This window comes from Thermosynechococcus sp. M3746_W2019_013 (assembly GCF_015296045.1).
Taxonomy (GTDB): Bacteria; Cyanobacteriota; Cyanobacteriia; order Thermosynechococcales; family Thermosynechococcaceae; genus Thermosynechococcus.
This window is the reverse complement of record NZ_DVDW01000056.1, coordinates 1-16,648: the sequence shown is the minus strand read 5'-3', so window position 1 is coordinate 16,648 and position 16,648 is coordinate 1. Positions and strand designations below refer to the sequence as shown.

Sequence of the window (16,648 nt, the reverse complement as noted above, 5' to 3'; positions counted from 1 at the left end):
CTTAGGCGTTGGATTCTCATGGTTGTCCTCCTAAAATTTCCGCCAACAACCCCTCCGCCTCCTTCTCCACCGCCAAAAGGTCGGCACGGATGTCTTCGAGGGGCCGCAGGGCTTTGGGTTTATAAAAATAGCGATTGAAGTTGATCTCATAGCCGATCTTGACGCTTTCAGGGTCGTACCAGGCGTCTGGTGCGTAGGGCAAGACTTCGCGGCGAAGAAAGGCCTCGATGGCTACACGTTGATCGTCGGGGCTTGGCAGGTACCCAGGCTCGTGGCAAGCCTCGCATTCGAGGAACGGGATCTGCTCGCTGTCGCGTAGCTCCGTGTCCGGCTCGTACTCGACCACGCGCGGCTTGCCACCGATGACAACCTCAAACAGCCCGCGCAAAGGATCGGGCGCGGTGCCGGGTTTGTGAATCTTCTTGATCACCGGCGGCGCATCTTCAGCACGCTCGGCCTTGTCCCGAAGCGCCTTGATCTCCTTGGGACTGTAAACGCGCTCGGGGTCGATGCCTTTCAAGCGCAAGGGGCGTTCCACCGTAACCTTCCAGTAGCCGAAGGCCGCGTTGGGGAAAATCTTGCTTTCCTCGGTCTCCTCGAATTTGAGGAAGGTGTCCACAATGCGGCGGATGTCCTCTTCGGACAGTTCGCAGTTCTTCTTGCCCAAGTTCTTGCGCAGGGGCTTGTACCACTGGGTGGCATCGATGAGCTGCACGCGGCCTTTGCGGTGCTCGGGCTTGCGGTTCGTGAGCACCCATACGTAGGTGGCAATGCCGGTGTTGTAGAACAGGTTGAGCGGCAGGGCGACGATCGCCTCGAGCCAGTCGTTCTCGATGATCCAGCGGCGAATGTTGCTCTCGCCTTGGCCGGCGTCGCCCGTGAACAGCGATGAGCCATTGTGCACCTCGGCGATGCGGCTGCCGAGCGGTGTGTCGTGCTTCATCTTGGAGAGCATGTTCACCAGGAACAGCATCTGGCCGTCGCTCGAGCGGGTAATGAGCGAAAGCTCCTCGCCTTGATGCTGCACAACAAAGCGCGGATCTTTGATGCCGGCCTTGCCGCCCATGCGCTCGAGGTCGCTCTTCCAGCTCTTGCCGTAGGGCGGATTGGAGAGCATGAAGTCGAAAGTGCGGCCGGGGAAGGCGTCGTTGGATAGGGTCGAATGCTCCGGCCCGCCAACGATGTTGTCGGCGGCTTCGCCTTCGCCCTTGAGCAACAGATCGGCTTTGCAGATGGCGTAGGTTTCGGCGTTGATCTCCTGGCCAAAAAGGTGCACCGAGACCTGTTTGCCACGCTCTTTCGCCAATTGCAACAGGGTTTCCTCGGCCACGGTGAGCATTCCACCGGTACCGCAGGCGCCGTCGTAGAGGAGGTAGGTGCCATCGGTGATCCGGTCGGCAATTGGCTCGAAGATCAGCCGGGCCATCAGCCGCACGGCGTCGCGTGGGGTCCAGTGCTCGCCCGCTTCTTCGTTGTTTTCCTCGTTGAAGCGGCGCACCAGCTCCTCGAAGAGGGTGCCCATGGCATGGTTGTCGAGACCGGGCAGGCGGACGGTGCCGTCGCTGTTGAAAACAGGGTTGGGGCTCAGGTTGATGGACGGGTCGAGGAACTTCTCGATGAGCGTGCCCAGGGCGTCGGCTCTGGCCAGGCGGGGGATTTGGTTGCGGAACTCGAAGTTGGCGATGATCTCCTGCACGTTGGGCGAGAAACCATCGAGGTAGGCGCGAAAATCGGCATCCAGTTGCTGGCGTTTGGTTCGATCCCTGAGGTCGCGCAGGGTGAACTTCGAGGTGTTGTAAAAGGCCTGTCCGGCAGCCTGTCGCAGAGCAGCATCCTGGTTCGTGATGCCAGCTTGGTCAAGGGTTGCTTTCATCTTGAGCACCGCCTGCTTGGTGGGCTCCAGCACTGCATCCAGTCGGCGGATGACGGTCATCGGCAGAATGACGTCACGGTACTTGCCGCGCACGTAGAGGTCGCGCAACACATCGTCGGCAATACCCCAAATGAAATTGGTGATCCAAGTCAGTTGGCCGTTTTCCATATCAAACCCTCCCACAACAGGTGATCACTTTCTAGCGGTGGAAACGCTCGGCGTAGCTGGGATGCGAGCCTGCGCCTCTTCCAGAGAGAAGTTTCTCTGCTTTGGCTTTTTTCGTTTACCCGCCATGCCCAAGCTCCTTGAGGTTTTTCTGGCTGGCCCTGTTTAGCTGAGTAGCCTCGGTTGGCTGATTGTAAAGCACGCGCACCAGCCTCATCTTTGTTCCTCTAACCGCTGCAAAAGCCGCTCGATAGCGAGCTTTAAAGCCGGTAGATCCCGCTCCACGGTTTTCCATACCTCCCCGAGGTCTATGCCGAAGTATTCGTGAACCAGCACATTGCGCATGGCAACGATCTGCGGCCACGGTACCTCTGGGTGTACCTTGTGAAAGTCGCGGCCGAGCTTGGCTGCCGCCTCACCGATGATCTGAATGTGGTGGAATATCCAGACCTGGATCAGCTCGTCGTGCTCGAAAGCCTCGCGGCCGCGGGAGGCGTAGCGCTCGATTCGGGCGATGGCATCGAGGATGTCTCTGAGTCGCTCCTTCGGGTCCCTCATAGCGGCACAGCCTCCTTTAGCACCCGCTCCCGAATGCGGGGCTTGATGCCGCGTTCACTCACCACATCCACCTTGCAGCCGAGAAGCTCCTGCAGTTCGAGCCAAAGCGCTGCATGATCCAGCAGGCTGCGTTCAGGCTCGAATTCGACAATAAGATCAATGTCGCTTTGCTCATCTGCCTCGCCGCGGGCTACAGAGCCGAACACGCGCACATTATGTGCGCCATATTTGGCAGTGATACGCAGGATTTCTTCGCGCTTTGCCTTGACCAGCTCGTTAACCGTCACACCCCAGCTCCTTCAGGTTATTCCATATCGTCTCCTCCAGCTGCCGGGCTTCCGGCCACTGCTTGCGGGCAGCGCGGACCGGCCTCATCGCTGTTCCTCCAGGCGCTGCAAGAGCCACTCGATGCGAGGCTTGAGCGCGAGGGCATCCCGACTCGCCGCCTGCCAGACATCTGGGTATCAATCTCGAAGTCCCCATGAACGAGCACGTTGCGCATGCCGATGATCTTGGGCCATTCGATCTCCGGCGCCAGCGCACGCACGTCCTCGGGCAGAGCCCGCGCCGCCTCTCCAACGATTTGCAGGTTCCGGACGAACCAGCCTTGTAACAACTCGTCCTGTTCAAAGGCGGCCTTGTCCACCACTATGCCCCCATCTTGCGCGCGTCTATGAATAGCACCTGGCCGCGGCGATCGCGAAAACGCCCGTTCTTCTTGTCCCGGGCAATGCTTGACAAAGAATTCCTGTATTATCTCATGGGCCGGTATGTTCTTGGTAGACTTCCCCAGCGTTCGCCGTAGGTCAGTCCGAACACCGTATCCGCAAGCCAGCGCCGGAACGACTCGTTGTCGCTGAACTGCTTAAACAGCTCGGAGTCATCTTGGAGCAGCGCGAGTATCACCCGCTGAAGCGCCCTGTCGTGCTCGATGCGGGCGTTCTGCTTGTCGGAATTCTTGCGGGCATTCTGGTAAGCGGCGTCAGCCGCCATGCGGGCAGGAATCTCCTCGGTGATGAGCTGGCGCGATCGGAACTTGCCCCCAGCATAGGTAGGCGTCAATCCCATTGATCCCGAACCTCGGTGAGGAAAAAGCAGAACACTGTGCCCCCTTGACTAATCGCGGGCAAGGTTTTCAAAGCGGGTGTATTGAGGGTCAAAGAGCAGCTTCACTGTGCCCACAGGGCCATTGCGGTGTTTGGCAATCAACAGCTCACAAATCCCGCGATCGGGGGTGTCGGGATTGTAATAATCATCGCGGTACAGCAAAATGACGAGGTCAGCATCCTGCTCAATCGATCCCGATTCCCGCAGGTCCGACATCAGGGGACGCTTGTTTTGCCGCGATTCAACGCTGCGGCTGAGTTGAGAAAGGGCAATGACGGGAACATTGAGTTCCCGCGCCAGGGCCTTGAGGGAGCGGGTAATTTTGGAGAGTTCTTGGACGCGGCCTTCACTGGTTTCTTCGCCGCCCATCAGTTGCAGGTAGTCAATCAAAATGAGGCCGAGACCATTGGGATGCTCGGCATGGAGTCGGCGGGCAGTGGAGCGAATTTCCCCAAGGGTGGGATTTGGGGTGTCGTCAATATAGATGGGCAGTTGCGAGAGAATCCCGATCGCCCGACTCAGAGGTTCCCACTGGTGTTGGCTGATGCGCCCCGCCCGTAAATAGTTGCTGTCAATGCGGGCTTCACTGGCCAGGAGCCGTTGCACCAGTTGTTCCTTAGACATTTCAAGGCTGTAGATGGCCACCCCCAGATTGTGAATTTCAGCAATGCGGCGGGCAATTTGGAGGGCGATCGCCGTCTTACCCATAGAAGGTCGCCCGGCAATGATAATCAAGTCCGATCGCTGGAAGCCTTGGGTCAGGTTGTCCAGGTCATAAAAATTGCAGAATAAACCCGGCTGAATATTGCCGATCGCCCGCTGCTCCAATTCCGCGAAGGTACGGGTAAGAATCTCATCGGTGCGTGTCAATCCCTGCTGAATACGATCCTGGGTAACGCTAAAGATTTGCTGTTCAGCGCGATCCAAAATGGTATTCAACGAAAGGCTGGTATCGTAGCCTAGCTTGACCACTTGGTTGCCCGCTTCAATGAGTTTGCGGCGCAGATACTTTTCTTTGACCAAGAGGGCGTAACGATCAATGTTAATGGCACTGACCGTCCGTTCTACTAATTCTGCCAGTTTGGCCTGTCCACCCACTTTCTCTAATAGCTCTTGATCCTGTAGCCAAGCAGTGACACACAGCAGATCCGTAGGGCTGCCGCGGCTGTGGAGAGAAACCATCGCCCGATAGATTTCGCGGTGGGCCCTGAGGTAAAAAGCCTCAACCGGCAAAATATCCACCACCCGGTTGATGGCTTCCGGATCTAAGAGAATACCCCCCAAAATCCACTCTTCGGCTTCGAGGTTCTGGGGGGGAATCAGTTCACTATCAAGCTGAAAACTCGGCTCCTGAACCATTAGATAGGTTCGCCCTAGTCGGGAACAACTTGAATATTGAGTTTGACACTCACTTCGGGATGGAGCTTGATTTCAGCGGCATAGGTGCCCAATTTACGAATTTCCGGCAGAACTATGTCACGACGGTCAACGGTTTCGCCCGTGATGGCCTGGATTGCCTCGGCCACATCCTTGGGCGTGACACTGCCAAAGAGCATATCTTTTTCACCCGCAGGCATGGAGATGGTAATAGTGGCCAGTTTTTCCAGGGTGGCTTTTTGTTTTTCAGCAACGACCTTGAGTTCAGCAAGGCGCTGCCGTTCCTTTTCTTGGAGCCGCTCTACCCGCCGTAGGGCACTGGGGGTTGCTGGCTCGGCAATCCCCCTCGGAAATAGGTAGTTACGGGCATAGCCGGGGGCGACTTCGACGACTTGACCCATTCGCCCGAGTTTATTGACGGTTTCATTCAAGACAACTTGCACCCGCTTTGCCATGGGGATCCTCTTTCAGTGTATACGGATTAACAGCAAGCGTCAGCGCTAGTGGCTACGGCTGCTATTTTAGGACAAACAACTATTTTATAGTCTTTGGGGGCGAACACCTAGGGTGCACTGCGCGATCGCGACAAAAAAAGGGCAGAACACTGTTCCACCCTTAGACCGAGTTTGTTCAAAAGTTAAGGGTTCACTTAGAGGGGATGGAAGAGCAAGTCGGGATAGAAGCGATTAAATTCAATCAAAATCCCAGCGGTAATCGTCATCCAAATGGCGGCCAGCACGGGCGCAGTAGAAAGATAGGTCAAAAAATGTTTCATGGTACGTTGTCCTTCATCACAGTCAACGGCAGTGAAGTTAGCGAGGAGAAACAGTGATTTCATTGTCTTTGGCGGTGAGTTCACCCGCTGCCAGCTCCTTGAGGGCGGCCAAAGGCCAGGCAAACCCCGTAAGCATAAATTTAATGGCAAGGGGGACATCAATAATGATTTCTTTTTCGTTGGCCTCACCGCTGTTGCGCACGGCAATTAAGTAGGCGCGACCCACCCAGCCAATCCAGCCGGCAATATACAGGAACAGCGCACTGGGAATCAGAAAATCACCGGCGCGGCTGAGGCGACCATCCACAACAAGGTGGGGCAAGCCATCTTGGCCACAGAGGGCCTGGCTGTAGCGCTCAAACCGTTTTTGGCCGGAGGCGGGATCAGCGGTGGTATTGACGGCAGCAGCGGCCCGCTTTTGAAATGCCGGGGAATCTTTGCAAGGAACGAGTCCGGCCACGTCAGCAGAAGCTAGGGGGGTAAAGCCTAGCCACAGGGTCAAAACAAGGAGTAGGGCTAACAATCGACGCATGGAGTGTTGTCCTCAAATGCAGACAGGTCAAAGTGCATTCGCGGAGAGAGCAATCCCTCCCAAAGCTGCCATCATTTTAGCGGATGGGCCTCAACCCAACCCTAGGGGAAAGGTTAATAATTTTTACGAGGGCAAATAGTGACTAATGCTTCCTCTGGCGATCGCTCTATCAATGCCAGCGATCCCACAGTAATCTCAGGCAGCAGCGTCAAGGCTTATTCCTATTGAGATAACCCCAGCCCCTTTGCTAAATTGGATCCATGCCTTATAAGCTAAAGCTTTCAAGCATTTGCGCGTCGGTCTAGTCGGGGAAAAGCAACCCAAGATGAGCGGCTTTTGGTTTTAGCACCTATGAAGAATTGGTATGCAACATTTTTCTCCTGCCTTGCCCCCCATGGATGCTGACCCGACGTTTGACTTGCCTGAGAAGAAGATTCTAGAGACCTTACCTCCCCAACAATTAGTGGCGATTATTTTGCGTCAGCAGCAAATTATTAATCAACTGCGCCATGCCCTCTTGCAAATTCCCGGGGTCCCTGAGGTCCTTCATCCGGGAGCGCCGGCCCCTCCAGAACCTCATCTAGCGCTGGTGAGCGAGGACACGGTTTGTTATTTTCCCTTAACGGGGGGGAACTGCTGGACAATTGGCCGCAGTGAAGACAATTCCATTGTCCTCAGCGATCGCTGGATGTCACGGAACCATGCCATGATTCAGCGCCTCGGACAGGGGGAGTTTTATCTCATTGATCTCGGCAGTCGCAATGGCACGTTTGTCAACGGTCGCCGCGTCAGCATTCCCGTTGCCCTGCACAATGGCGATCGCATTACCTTTGGCCAAACGGAACTCGACTTTTTTAATGAACCCTTTGCCCCCCTGTTTGCCGACAATGCCGCTTTGTCTTTGCTGCAATCCGAAGGCTCCTCCACGGCCCTTCTCCATGTCCGCCGCCTATTGACGGTTCTGGTCGTGGATATTCGTGACTTTACGAAACTCACACGGCAGTTAGAAGAGGAGCTGCTGTCGGAACTCATTGGCACGTGGTTTCATCGGGCAGGGGAAATTATTCGGCAATATGGTAGCTGGGTGGACAAGTACATCGGGGATGCGGTAATGGCAGTTTGGATCCACGAAAGCGAGGAGATTGGCTGTCAAGAAATTTGCCACACCCTCTCTGCCTTAGAGGATTTACGGCTCATGACGGGAGAACTGCACCAGCAATATCCCTTGCCGTGGCCATTGCGCATTGGTTCTGGCTTGAATACGGGCTATGCAATGGTGGGCAATACAGGAAGTGGCGATCGCCCAGATTACACTGCTTTGGGAGATACCGTTAATGCTGCTTTTCGCCTTGAGAGTGCCACCAAAACCATTGCCGCTGATTTGGCCATGGGAGCAACCACCTACCACTACCTTGTGCAATCTTGCCCAACCCCTGTGCCATTTCAACTTCAAGTCCTGAATCTGAAGGGCTATGAAGCCCCTGTGCCTGCCTATGTAGGCACCTTTGATGACCTGCATTCCTTCCTTGACCAAGCCCTCAAAAGCAGAGACACCCTACATTAAACACCTTGAAAAAGGCGATGAAGGGACGGCTTCTGTCTGGTATGATTGAATCACCTGTAGGGGGCAGCCTAGACAGTGGTCTATATGTAGGTGTAATGCCTCAGGTGCCTCTGTCATCCTGCTGGCGATCGGTGACTGCCGCCTGCGCTGGCTGTGCGATGTGGTCAGTTCTTTGCTTTCATTCTTAATGAACCGCTGTTTTTGGTAATGACCTGTGAGATTTGGGAGGTAAAGGAATTATGCAACGTTTGGGCCGCTGGCTAGCATTGGCTTACTTTGTGGGCGTTAGCCTGTTGGGCTGGATCAACTGGAGTGCCCCAACCTTGGCGGCAACTGCATCCACCGCGGAAGAACTGGTCAATGTGGTCGATGAGAAACTCGGCACTGCCTATGGCGAAAAAATTGACCTCAACAATACCAACATTGCCGCCTTCATCCAGTACCGCGGCCTCTATCCAACTCTGGCTAAATTAATTGTTAAAAATGCACCCTATCAATCCGTTGAAGATGTCCTCAACATCCCCGGTCTAACGGAACGGCAAAAGGAAATTCTGCGCCAAAACCTGGATCACTTCACCGTCACCGAGGTGGAAACGGCTCTCGTTGAGGGGGGCGATCGCTACAATAATGGACTATACAAGTAGTCAGCCTCGTTAGCAGTATTGGCAATAACATGCTTTTGGGTTAGCGTTGACTCCCGCAACTTCTGAATTTGATGTCTTAATCATTGGCAGTGGTGCTGCGGGTCTCAGCGCTGCCCTTGCCCTTCCTGCCACCTATCGCGTTGGCCTGATCACAAAAACCGATCTCCAGCAATCGGCCAGCGGCTGGGCACAGGGCGGTATGGCTGCGGCCATTGATCCTACGGATTCTCCCTCGCTCCATGCCCAAGATACCCTTGCTGCGGGGGCTGGTCTCTGTGATCCAGTGAGTGTCCAGTTTTTGGTTGAGCAGGCACCGACACAGGTGGAGCGCCTGTTGGCAATGGGGGTCGCCTTTGATCGTGCGGGCGATCGCCCGGCTTTGACCCTCGAAGCTGCCCATTCTCGTCCTCGAGTACTCCATGCCGCTGATACCACCGGACAAGCCCTAATTACGACACTGCTCAAACAGGTGACTGCTGCACCCCATATCACGCTTTTGCCCAATAGCTTTGTCTTTGATCTGTGGCTAGAGTCGGGGCGATGCTGTGGGGTGTGTCTGTTGCATCAGGGACAGCTCCAGTGGCTGCGCTCGGGGGCGGTCATTCTCGCTACGGGGGGTGGCGGTCAAGTGTTTGCCCAAACTACTAATCCCCCCCTCAGTACTGGCGATGGTGTGGCAATGGCCTGGCGAGCCGGCGCCCACATTCGCGATGTCGAGTTTTTTCAGTTTCATCCCACTGCCCTAGCCGTCGAGGGGGCACCGCGATTTCTCATCAGTGAAGCAGTACGGGGTGAAGGGGCGCATTTAATTGACAACACAGGTCATCGCTTTGTAGCGGATTACCATCCTGCTGGCGAGCTGGCCCCCCGGGATATTGTCAGTCGTGCCATTTACCGTCACCTTCAGCACACCCATGCCCCCCATGTCTGGCTAGACTTACGACCCCTTCCCCGCGATCGCCTGCACCACCGCTTTCCGAAAATCATTGCTGTCTGTCGGCAGTGGGGCATTGATGTTGAGCAGCAACCCATTCCGGTGTCTCCGGCAGCCCATTACTGGATGGGGGGAGTCGTCACCGACTTACAGGCCAAAACCAGCCTTCCCGGCCTCTATGCCGTTGGCGAAGTAGCTAGTACTGGTGTCCATGGTGCCAATCGCCTAGCCAGTAACTCCCTTTTGGAATGTTTTGTCTTTTCGGCTCAACTTGCCCACCTGGATCCTCAGCCCCTTCCCTTGGCAGTGTTCCCTGTTGGCCAGAAATCCCTTGAAATTGAGCCAGTGAGCTTTCGTCAGTGGCGCCAAGAGTTGCGGGAACTCCTGTGGCAAAGTGCAGGGATTTGTCGCGATGCTCCCCCATTGATGGCCGCTCTTTCCCAAGTGAAGGAATGGCGCCAACAATTGCTGGCTCATCCAGTTGCGATCGCCTTTCATGAACTAGACCCCAATTACTCCTACACCCTCAGCAATCAAGCCGGGCAGGACACCCTTTGGGAATGGGGCGAGCTACGCAATCTCTTGGATATTGCCTATTTAATTCTCAAAAGTGCCCTCTTTCGTGAGGAAAGTCGCGGTGGTCACTACCGCCAAGACTACCCCCAACCCGATCCCAACTGGCAAATGCACACCCTGATTTGGGGAGAACACTGGCAAAAAGCAGCAATTCAAGGCCTTCAGAGTAAACTATAGTTGCTATAGATTCCAAAAATTTTTTGCGGTGATCTATCCCTATGATGCAGTCACGGCGTGTGCAGGAAAGTTTGGTGGGCCTGGTTATCCTTGCGGGCTTAGCAACATTGGGGGTCGGCCTCCTCTGGTTGCGGGGCCACCTTGCCGGTGCCAATAGCTACACCCTTGAGGTGGAATTGGACACAGCACCGGGCTTAACAGTGGGAACACAGGTGCGCTATCGGGGTGTCCAGGTGGGACGAGTCACGGCCATTGGTTTTGATGCCAATGGTGTCCAAGTGAGTGTGCGCATCAATAATGTGTTGATTCCGCGGAGTGCTGTACCGGAGATTCGCCAGTCGGGCTTTATTGGTCAGGCCTTCTTGGACTTTACCCCCAAGGAACGGGTACCGGAGATTCCCAAGGATGTCACCGCCTTTGCCCCCAAGTGCCAACCAGCGGTGGTTTACTGCAATGGCGATCGCGTGACCGGGGTGCGCACTGCCAGCCTAGAAGATTTGGTGCGAGCCGCAACTCGTTTTACCACTGCCCTTGAAGAATCAGGCCTTATCAACAACGCCAATACCCTCATTTTGGGGGCAACCCGCGTTGTGAACCGTGCTGATCAATCCCTGACAAAGGTCACCACTGCCCTCGATAGCTTCAACGCCCTCAGTAATGAAGCCCGTGTTGAACTACGGAACTTTGGCACGGCCTCGCAAGCAGTGACTCGTGCAGCCAACCAAATCAGTGAAATCGTTGAAGTGAACCGCGATACAATTAACTCTACTTTGCGCAACATTGACGGTGCTGCCCGAGAGTTGAGAACCACACTCAAAGCACTGCGCCCCCTGACAAATCAACTGGAGCAGGGGGAATTGCTAGCGAATTTGGATGCCCTAATTAAAAATGGTGCCCAAGCAGCCGCCAATCTCAATAAAGTCTCTGGGGCGTTAAGTAGTCCTATCGTTATGCTGTCGATCGCCCAAACCTTAGATGCCGCGCGGGCCACATTCATCAATGCCCAGAAACTCACCAATGACCTCCTTAAACTAACCAGCAATCCATCCTTTCAGTCCGATTTACGGCGCTTAATTCAAATCCTCAGGCGCCTGCTGGCCTCAAGCCAAGACCTTGAGCAGCAATTATTAGCTCTTCATGCCACCTCCCTAAGGGCAACTGAAGCTGCGCCGCCAACGCTTGTACCCATTCCCACTGTGGCTGCAACACCTCCTAAAGAAAACGAAGAGGAAGCAGCTATCTCCAGAGATCCCTAACGTCCTCCCTAACTGGCAATGGGAAGATTGCTAGGCGGAACTGGGTCAGCGCTGTTTATCATAGACCTAGGAATAAATGCATAAAGTCGAAATTTGCAAGGAATTGATTGAGGATAAAACCAATCATGGAGAATGCCTTACCTGCGGTTTATTTAAGTGTGTTGATTATTCTACTGGGCGTCTCAGCTTGGTTTGTGGTCAAACAAATTCTTAAAACCCGCCGTATTGAGTCTAGCTTGGCACGCCTCCAACGGAAACTCAAGCAAGAACCGGGCACTACCCAAGAATACTTTGAGCTAGGCAGCATTTACCTCACTAAGAAACTCGCTAGCCAGGCAATTCCCCTGTTTCAAAAGGCCCTGAAGGCGGCTGAAAGCGAAGGCGAAACCTGTCTTGCCCCCATCTACAATGCCCTTGGCTATGCCTACTTCATGCAAGAGCAGTATGACTTGGCGATTCGCCAGTACAAAGAAGCCCTCAAAAATCAACCGGCGTATGTGACTGCAGCCAACAACCTAGGTCACGCCTATGAGAAGAAGAACCTCCCCCAGCCAGCCCTTGAGGCCTATCAGCACACGCTGAAATACGACCCCAACAACGCGATCGCCCAACGGCGGGTGAATTCTCTGAAAAAACGACTCAGTGGTGCGGCAGCTTGAGGATACCTAGTCAAGCAAAAACTAGTTAGCAAAAAAACTGGCCAGGACATTTCCCAACCAGTTCTCAATTCTTTGGTATTTATCTGGGTAAGTTAGCCCTCGGCTTAGGCTTCTCCTTCAATGTAAAGAAACAGCAGCCCCATCACCACCGTGGGCATTAGCCAACAGACCACGGGAATAAAAATCCAAGGCAAAAAGGATGCAGCATAAGATCCCATCATAATCAGCGGTTCTCCTTCTGGGTAATCAAAAGCAAAGTGTGACCAAGGCTCTAGTTAAAGAGGCCAGTCATGATGCCATCAACAACAGCAAAGTTTTCAAGGAGGAAAAAGGCAACAAAGGCACCCCCCATGGCACCCACAAAGAAGCCAGCCGTGAACTGACTCCAACCTTCACCGCTTTTCAGGGAATCGCTGCTACTGCCCCCCTTTTGAAAACTGACCAGACCATAGGCCGCTAAGCAAGCCGTGGCAATTAAAATGAGGGCGATCCCCGAAATTAAGCCGCCTAGGTTGGCTACATCAGAGTCCCGCAGGGGACCAAGCTTGACCCAAGGGCCAATGAGGAAGTAACCATGGGCCATACCCACTTCCAAGCCCCGCAGAATTGGGGAGAGGCCTTGACGATAAGCGGGTAGGTTGCCAATAAACGTCTTCACGAGGCCAGAGTCAGAAACGGGTGTTGAGAGGTGACCCACAAAGGGATCGCCATTGTATGGCTTAATCAGTTCTTCTGCCATGATTTTTATTTCCCTAGCATTCCGTCATGTCCGCGCACAGGCACAGACCTAAGTGGTTATTCTAGGCAAGGGCGGGCGATCGCGCGAGAGACAGCCTGCTTCTCTTTAAGAAAGTTCATGTATCGCAACATCCCCTTACGCTGCCCTGCCCCCGAGCTTGGGTTAGTAGGTGGGTACGCTGGGATCGACTTCCTGACTCCAAGCGTTGATGCCCCCTTTGATATTGATTCCCTCAATGCCAGCCTGTTTGAGGATGCCCAAGGCTTTGGCAGAGCGCCCCCCCATCTTGCAGTGCACCAAAAGGCGATGGCCATTCACCAAACTGCGGATTTTTTCCACACCCGAGCCATTTTCAATTTCCGATAGGGGAACAAGAACAGAGCCGGGAATCCTAGCAATTTCGTACTCATTGGGGTTGCGCACATCCACAAGAACGTAATCTTGGGCGCCACTGTCCATCAAGGCTTTGAGTTCCTGCACTGTCATTTCGGGAATGTCTGCCATTTGGGCGGCCTCCTGAGCTTTCGCTTGGCGAATACCACAGAATTCTTCGTAGTCAATCAGCTTGTCAATGACTGGTCGCTCGGGGTTGGGACGCAGTTTGAGTTCACGGAATTTCATGTCTAAGGCATTGAAGAGCAAAAGGCGACCACTGAGGGTTGTGCCTTTGCCAAGAATGATTTTAATGGTCTCCGTGGCTTGGATGACCCCAATAATTCCCGGTAGGATGCCCAAAACGCCCCCTTCGGCACAGGAGGGTACCAGACCCGGCGGCGGGGGTTCCGGGTAGAGATCGCGGTAGTTGGGGCCGCCTTCATAGTTAAAGACTGTGGCCTGGCCTTCAAAGCGAAAGATGGAGCCATAGACATTGGGCTTATTCAGAAGCACACAGGCATCGTTCACCAAGTAGCGGGTGGGGAAGTTATCGGTGCCATCCACCACAATGTCATAATCCGCCATAATCTCAAGGGCATTGGCGGCGCTCAAGCGAGTTTCGTACAGATCAACTTGGCAGTAGGGATTGATTTCAAGGATGCGGTGCTTGGCCGATTCAATTTTGGGCTTGCCCACCCAGGAGGTGCCGTGGATGATTTGCCGTTGCAAATTGGAATTATCGACAACATCAAAATCTACAATGCCAAGGCGGCCAATACCCGCAGCGGCGAGATAGAGCAGTAGGGGTGATCCCAATCCACCGGTGCCAATGCAAAGCACGCTGGCAGCTTTGAGGCGTTTTTGACCCTCGACACCCACCTCCGGCAAAATCAGATGGCGGGAATAGCGTTCATAGTCGTCTTTCGTTAGTTCAATCGTAGAAAGGTCTGGATTTAGCATGGTAGCCCTTCATAAAAAATGCGGCTGATCTAACCCGATCAGCAAGGGTGAGGGGATGATTTCCATTTTACTTAGGGGCGCGACAGGGGATCTGCCAAAGTTTCAATTGTCAACACTTGGGGTGGTGTCGCATCTGGCGGATAGAGCATGGTGAACTGTACCCAGCGGATTTCTTGGGGCTGTAGGGTGAGCCGCACAAGATCGTCCCCCTGCTGTCCTTGGCGTTGGACAAGGTGAATGATTCGACTTTGGGGGGTGCTTTGATCATCGCGGAAGCGCAATCGAACACTGCCTCGGAAGAAGATACGGTTGGGCGGCTCAGCAAAAAACTGCAATCCAGGGGCGGGGGCATCGAACTTGATGGGGGTTTGGAGGGCAAGGCGAACGGTCTGGGGGCGATCGCTGGTGTTTTGGAGGGGCAGCACTAAATCATATTCAACCCCATAGTTGCCGTGGGCAGCATAGGCCGTATCCGGATAGCGCACCACGAGGGGAGCCGTTTGCACTTGTCCTGTGCCCAAGCGCCCTGCCACTAACGAACTAATAGGATAGGACAAGGCGGTACCCCCTGTGGGAATGGGAATTGGTTGCTGTTGGGGATTGTGCCAGCGGGAGCCGAGGGCAACGCCGGCGACTCGGCCATAGATGATCTGGCCCCCCTGATTGGGGGAGGTGGGGGCGCGATCGCGGGGAGTGACGAGTTCCCCTGTCATTAGGGTCTGCTGCCATTGCTCTAGGGTCGGCGGTTCATTGCCAAAGCGGGCTAAACTGGCAAGGTAAATGTTGCCACTGCTGCGGGCACGAATCAGCAGCGAACGGCCATTGAGGGGTGGGTCTAGCCCCTTCACAGGAATCGGTAAATTGGCAATCAGGGCATAACTGCGTGGGGGAATTCGGATTTGTGCTGGCCAGCCCGATTGCCGCCGTTGTCGCAAAATATCCAGCATGACGCGATCGCCCGGACCCGCAAAAATTTGGCCTAGATCATTGGCCTGCTGACTGGGCAGGGAGCGGAAGGGAGCATCGGGTTGACTCAGGTAACTGGCGGCATAGATCAGGTTCACCGTTACCGCTTCAGAACTGGGGTTGTAGGCGAGAATCCCTAGGTAGAGGGTGGTGAGATTCTGCGGGTCAAGGGGCTTAGCAATATGGTGGACAAAGATATCAAAGCGATCGCGAAAGGCAAAGTTCAAGTGGGCCTTGGGAGTCCCTTTGCCCTCTGGTGGAAAGGTAGAAAGAAGGATGCCCGGTCGCTGTACCACCTCTGGGCTATTGCTATTAAACACAGGCACCTGATCGAGGGCCCCCGGTAAAGGGAGGACTTTTTGGGGTTTTTCAATCGTTGCCGGCCCCTGAGCCAACCCTGGAGACATAGCAACCAGTGCCGCGCAGCTCCCCAACCACCAGCGGAAATCAATCGCCATCACCGAGACCTAGTAGCTAATTTGCAGCGTTACACTCGCCTCCACCTGCAATTCCCCAGAGACGACAGGGGTGCTATCGGCCATCGTTGCTGCACGAACGGTGAAGAGTTTTGGGGGAGGTGCCGCCTGACTAATTTGAATGCTCAACACTTGGCGCGGTTGGAGATTGAGGGCACTCAGCACTGCTTGGGCTTGGCTTTGGGCATCTTGGGTCGCCCGCTGCAGGGCAGTGCGTTGGGCAGCGGCAATAGTGGCCTCTGGTGCCGTAAAGCTAATATTGTCAATCGTGGTTGCGCCAGCTTGCACGGCAGCGTCAAGGAGTGGCCCCACGCGATCGCTGGCAATGCGAAAACTCACGGTATTGCGCCCGATATATCCCACCAGTATCCGCTGATTGTCGGTGTATTGATAATTTGGATTGAGACTCAGCCCTGTGGTTTGCAGTTGAGTGACCTCCCGTGCCCGCAAAACCGCCAAAACTGCATTGGCTCGCCGCGCCACCTCCTGCTGTACCTCCTGAGCCGTGCGACCTTGAACCTCAACCCCAAGGCTGACTTGGGCCAAGGTTGCTGAAATGGCTTCTGTCCCTCGACCTGTGACCGTCAGGATACGTTGGGCTTCTTGACTCACAGCAGGTTGCTCAGCAATCACCATAGCTCCCCCAACCAGCAGAGTAGCAAGACCGAGGGTATAAAAAGGTGTCAACGGATGTTTCACAGCGGCACTCACCACAAACTCTCGTGGACCTTGTTTCTCTCCAGACCGCCTCTCACTGGGATTCTGTTCCCCTTTGGGCGCCAATGGTATGAATTTTAATAAAATTCGTTCCTTGGGGGGTTTGGGCAGGAATGCCGCCTAGAATCAAAATTTTATCGCCTTCGCTGACCATCTGGCGCTTATCGCCTCGGGCAACCATAATCGCATCGGCTACCCCCAAAATGGCTGCGAGATTT

The 16,648-nt window shown here is 54.6% G+C and carries 19 protein-coding genes and 1 pseudogene; 5 read left to right on the top strand and 15 right to left on the bottom strand.

Features of this window, described 5'->3' with window-relative positions; genetic code table 11:
- Positions 1 to 16 precede the first annotated feature (16 nt).
- From IGQ16_RS10375 to IGQ16_RS10335, 9 genes and pseudogenes are all read right to left on the bottom strand, one after another.
- Positions 17 to 2,041, bottom strand: a complete 2,025-nt coding sequence (locus IGQ16_RS10375) for a class I SAM-dependent DNA methyltransferase (protein ID WP_297061431.1) — start codon at positions 2,039 to 2,041, stop codon at positions 17 to 19.
- 210 nt (positions 2,042 to 2,251) lie between these two features.
- The gene (locus tag IGQ16_RS10370) at positions 2,252 to 2,596 is read right to left on the bottom strand and encodes a DUF86 domain-containing protein (protein WP_297061428.1); all 345 of its coding nucleotides are present in this window, start codon (positions 2,594 to 2,596) and stop codon (positions 2,252 to 2,254) included.
- Positions 2,593 to 2,883, bottom strand: a complete 291-nt coding sequence (locus IGQ16_RS10365) for a nucleotidyltransferase family protein (RefSeq protein WP_297061425.1) — start codon at positions 2,881 to 2,883, stop codon at positions 2,593 to 2,595. Before IGQ16_RS10365 ends, IGQ16_RS10370 begins: the two co-directional genes overlap by 4 nt.
- A 17-nt stretch (positions 2,884 to 2,900) precedes the next feature.
- Positions 2,901 to 3,242: a HepT-like ribonuclease domain-containing protein gene (locus IGQ16_RS10360; RefSeq protein ID WP_297061422.1), complete on the bottom strand. Its 342-nt coding sequence runs from the start codon at positions 3,240 to 3,242 to the stop codon at positions 2,901 to 2,903.
- A gap of 107 nt (positions 3,243 to 3,349) precedes the next feature.
- Positions 3,350 to 3,622, bottom strand: a pseudogene (locus IGQ16_RS10355) (hypothetical protein); the annotation flags it as partial.
- A 90-nt stretch (positions 3,623 to 3,712) separates the two neighbouring features.
- A complete protein-coding gene (gene dnaB / locus IGQ16_RS10350; protein ID WP_024124196.1) occupies positions 3,713 to 5,062 on the bottom strand; it encodes a replicative DNA helicase in 1,350 nt (449 codons plus the stop codon).
- A gap of 14 nt (positions 5,063 to 5,076) precedes the next feature.
- Positions 5,077 to 5,535 carry a 50S ribosomal protein L9 gene (rplI, locus tag IGQ16_RS10345; RefSeq protein WP_024124197.1) on the bottom strand — a complete coding sequence of 153 codons (459 nt, stop codon included), beginning with the start codon at positions 5,533 to 5,535 and terminating at the stop codon, positions 5,077 to 5,079.
- A gap of 194 nt (positions 5,536 to 5,729) precedes the next feature.
- Positions 5,730 to 5,855: a photosystem I reaction center subunit IX gene (gene psaJ / locus IGQ16_RS10340; protein ID WP_011058244.1), complete on the bottom strand. Its 126-nt coding sequence runs from the start codon at positions 5,853 to 5,855 to the stop codon at positions 5,730 to 5,732.
- 37 nt (positions 5,856 to 5,892) lie between these two features.
- Positions 5,893 to 6,387 carry a photosystem I subunit III precursor, plastocyanin (cyt c553) docking protein PsaF gene (locus tag IGQ16_RS10335; RefSeq protein WP_024124198.1) on the bottom strand — a complete coding sequence of 165 codons (495 nt, stop codon included), beginning with the start codon at positions 6,385 to 6,387 and terminating at the stop codon, positions 5,893 to 5,895.
- Positions 6,388 to 6,751: 364 nt separating this feature from the next.
- On the opposite strand from IGQ16_RS10335, the gene IGQ16_RS10330 reads away from it, so the two are divergent.
- The 5 genes from IGQ16_RS10330 (at position 6,752) to IGQ16_RS10310 (ending at position 12,197) form a co-directional block, all read left to right on the top strand.
- A complete protein-coding gene (locus IGQ16_RS10330; protein WP_024124199.1) occupies positions 6,752 to 7,951 on the top strand; it encodes an adenylate/guanylate cyclase domain-containing protein in 1,200 nt (399 codons plus the stop codon).
- Between the two features lie 239 nt (positions 7,952 to 8,190).
- Positions 8,191 to 8,595, top strand: a complete 405-nt coding sequence (gene psbU, locus IGQ16_RS10325) for a photosystem II complex extrinsic protein PsbU (RefSeq protein ID WP_024124200.1) — start codon at positions 8,191 to 8,193, stop codon at positions 8,593 to 8,595.
- Between the two features lie 46 nt (positions 8,596 to 8,641).
- Positions 8,642 to 10,282 (top strand): L-aspartate oxidase, encoded by a 1,641-nt coding sequence (nadB, locus tag IGQ16_RS10320; RefSeq protein ID WP_297040837.1) that lies wholly within the window; start codon positions 8,642 to 8,644, stop codon positions 10,280 to 10,282.
- 41 nt (positions 10,283 to 10,323) lie between these two features.
- Positions 10,324 to 11,538, top strand: coding sequence for an MlaD family protein (locus tag IGQ16_RS10315; RefSeq protein WP_297061416.1), 1,215 nt, complete (start codon positions 10,324 to 10,326; stop codon positions 11,536 to 11,538).
- 125 nt (positions 11,539 to 11,663) lie between these two features.
- Positions 11,664 to 12,197, top strand: a complete 534-nt coding sequence (locus tag IGQ16_RS10310) for a tetratricopeptide repeat protein (protein WP_024124203.1) — start codon at positions 11,664 to 11,666, stop codon at positions 12,195 to 12,197.
- 104 nt (positions 12,198 to 12,301) lie between these two features.
- On the opposite strand, the gene IGQ16_RS10305 is transcribed toward IGQ16_RS10310, so the two are convergent.
- The 6 genes from IGQ16_RS10305 to IGQ16_RS10280 form a co-directional block, all read right to left on the bottom strand.
- Positions 12,302 to 12,418 carry a photosystem I reaction center subunit VIII gene (locus IGQ16_RS10305; RefSeq protein WP_011058237.1) on the bottom strand — a complete coding sequence of 39 codons (117 nt, stop codon included), beginning with the start codon at positions 12,416 to 12,418 and terminating at the stop codon, positions 12,302 to 12,304.
- A gap of 50 nt (positions 12,419 to 12,468) precedes the next feature.
- Positions 12,469 to 12,936, bottom strand: coding sequence for a photosystem I reaction center protein subunit XI (locus tag IGQ16_RS10300; protein ID WP_024124204.1), 468 nt, complete (start codon positions 12,934 to 12,936; stop codon positions 12,469 to 12,471).
- 162 nt (positions 12,937 to 13,098) lie between these two features.
- Entirely contained in the window at positions 13,099 to 14,271 is a 1,173-nt protein-coding gene (gene moeB, locus IGQ16_RS10295; RefSeq protein ID WP_297061414.1) for a molybdopterin-synthase adenylyltransferase MoeB, read from the bottom strand.
- 71 nt (positions 14,272 to 14,342) lie between these two features.
- Positions 14,343 to 15,695 (bottom strand): DUF3370 domain-containing protein, encoded by a 1,353-nt coding sequence (locus IGQ16_RS10290; RefSeq protein WP_024124206.1) that lies wholly within the window; start codon positions 15,693 to 15,695, stop codon positions 14,343 to 14,345.
- 9 nt (positions 15,696 to 15,704) lie between these two features.
- A complete protein-coding gene (locus tag IGQ16_RS10285) occupies positions 15,705 to 16,424 on the bottom strand; it encodes an SIMPL domain-containing protein (protein WP_225871777.1) in 720 nt (239 codons plus the stop codon).
- A gap of 40 nt (positions 16,425 to 16,464) precedes the next feature.
- The coding region (locus tag IGQ16_RS10280) for a hypothetical protein (protein ID WP_297061411.1) at positions 16,465 to 16,648 on the bottom strand (184 nt) is incomplete at its 5' end.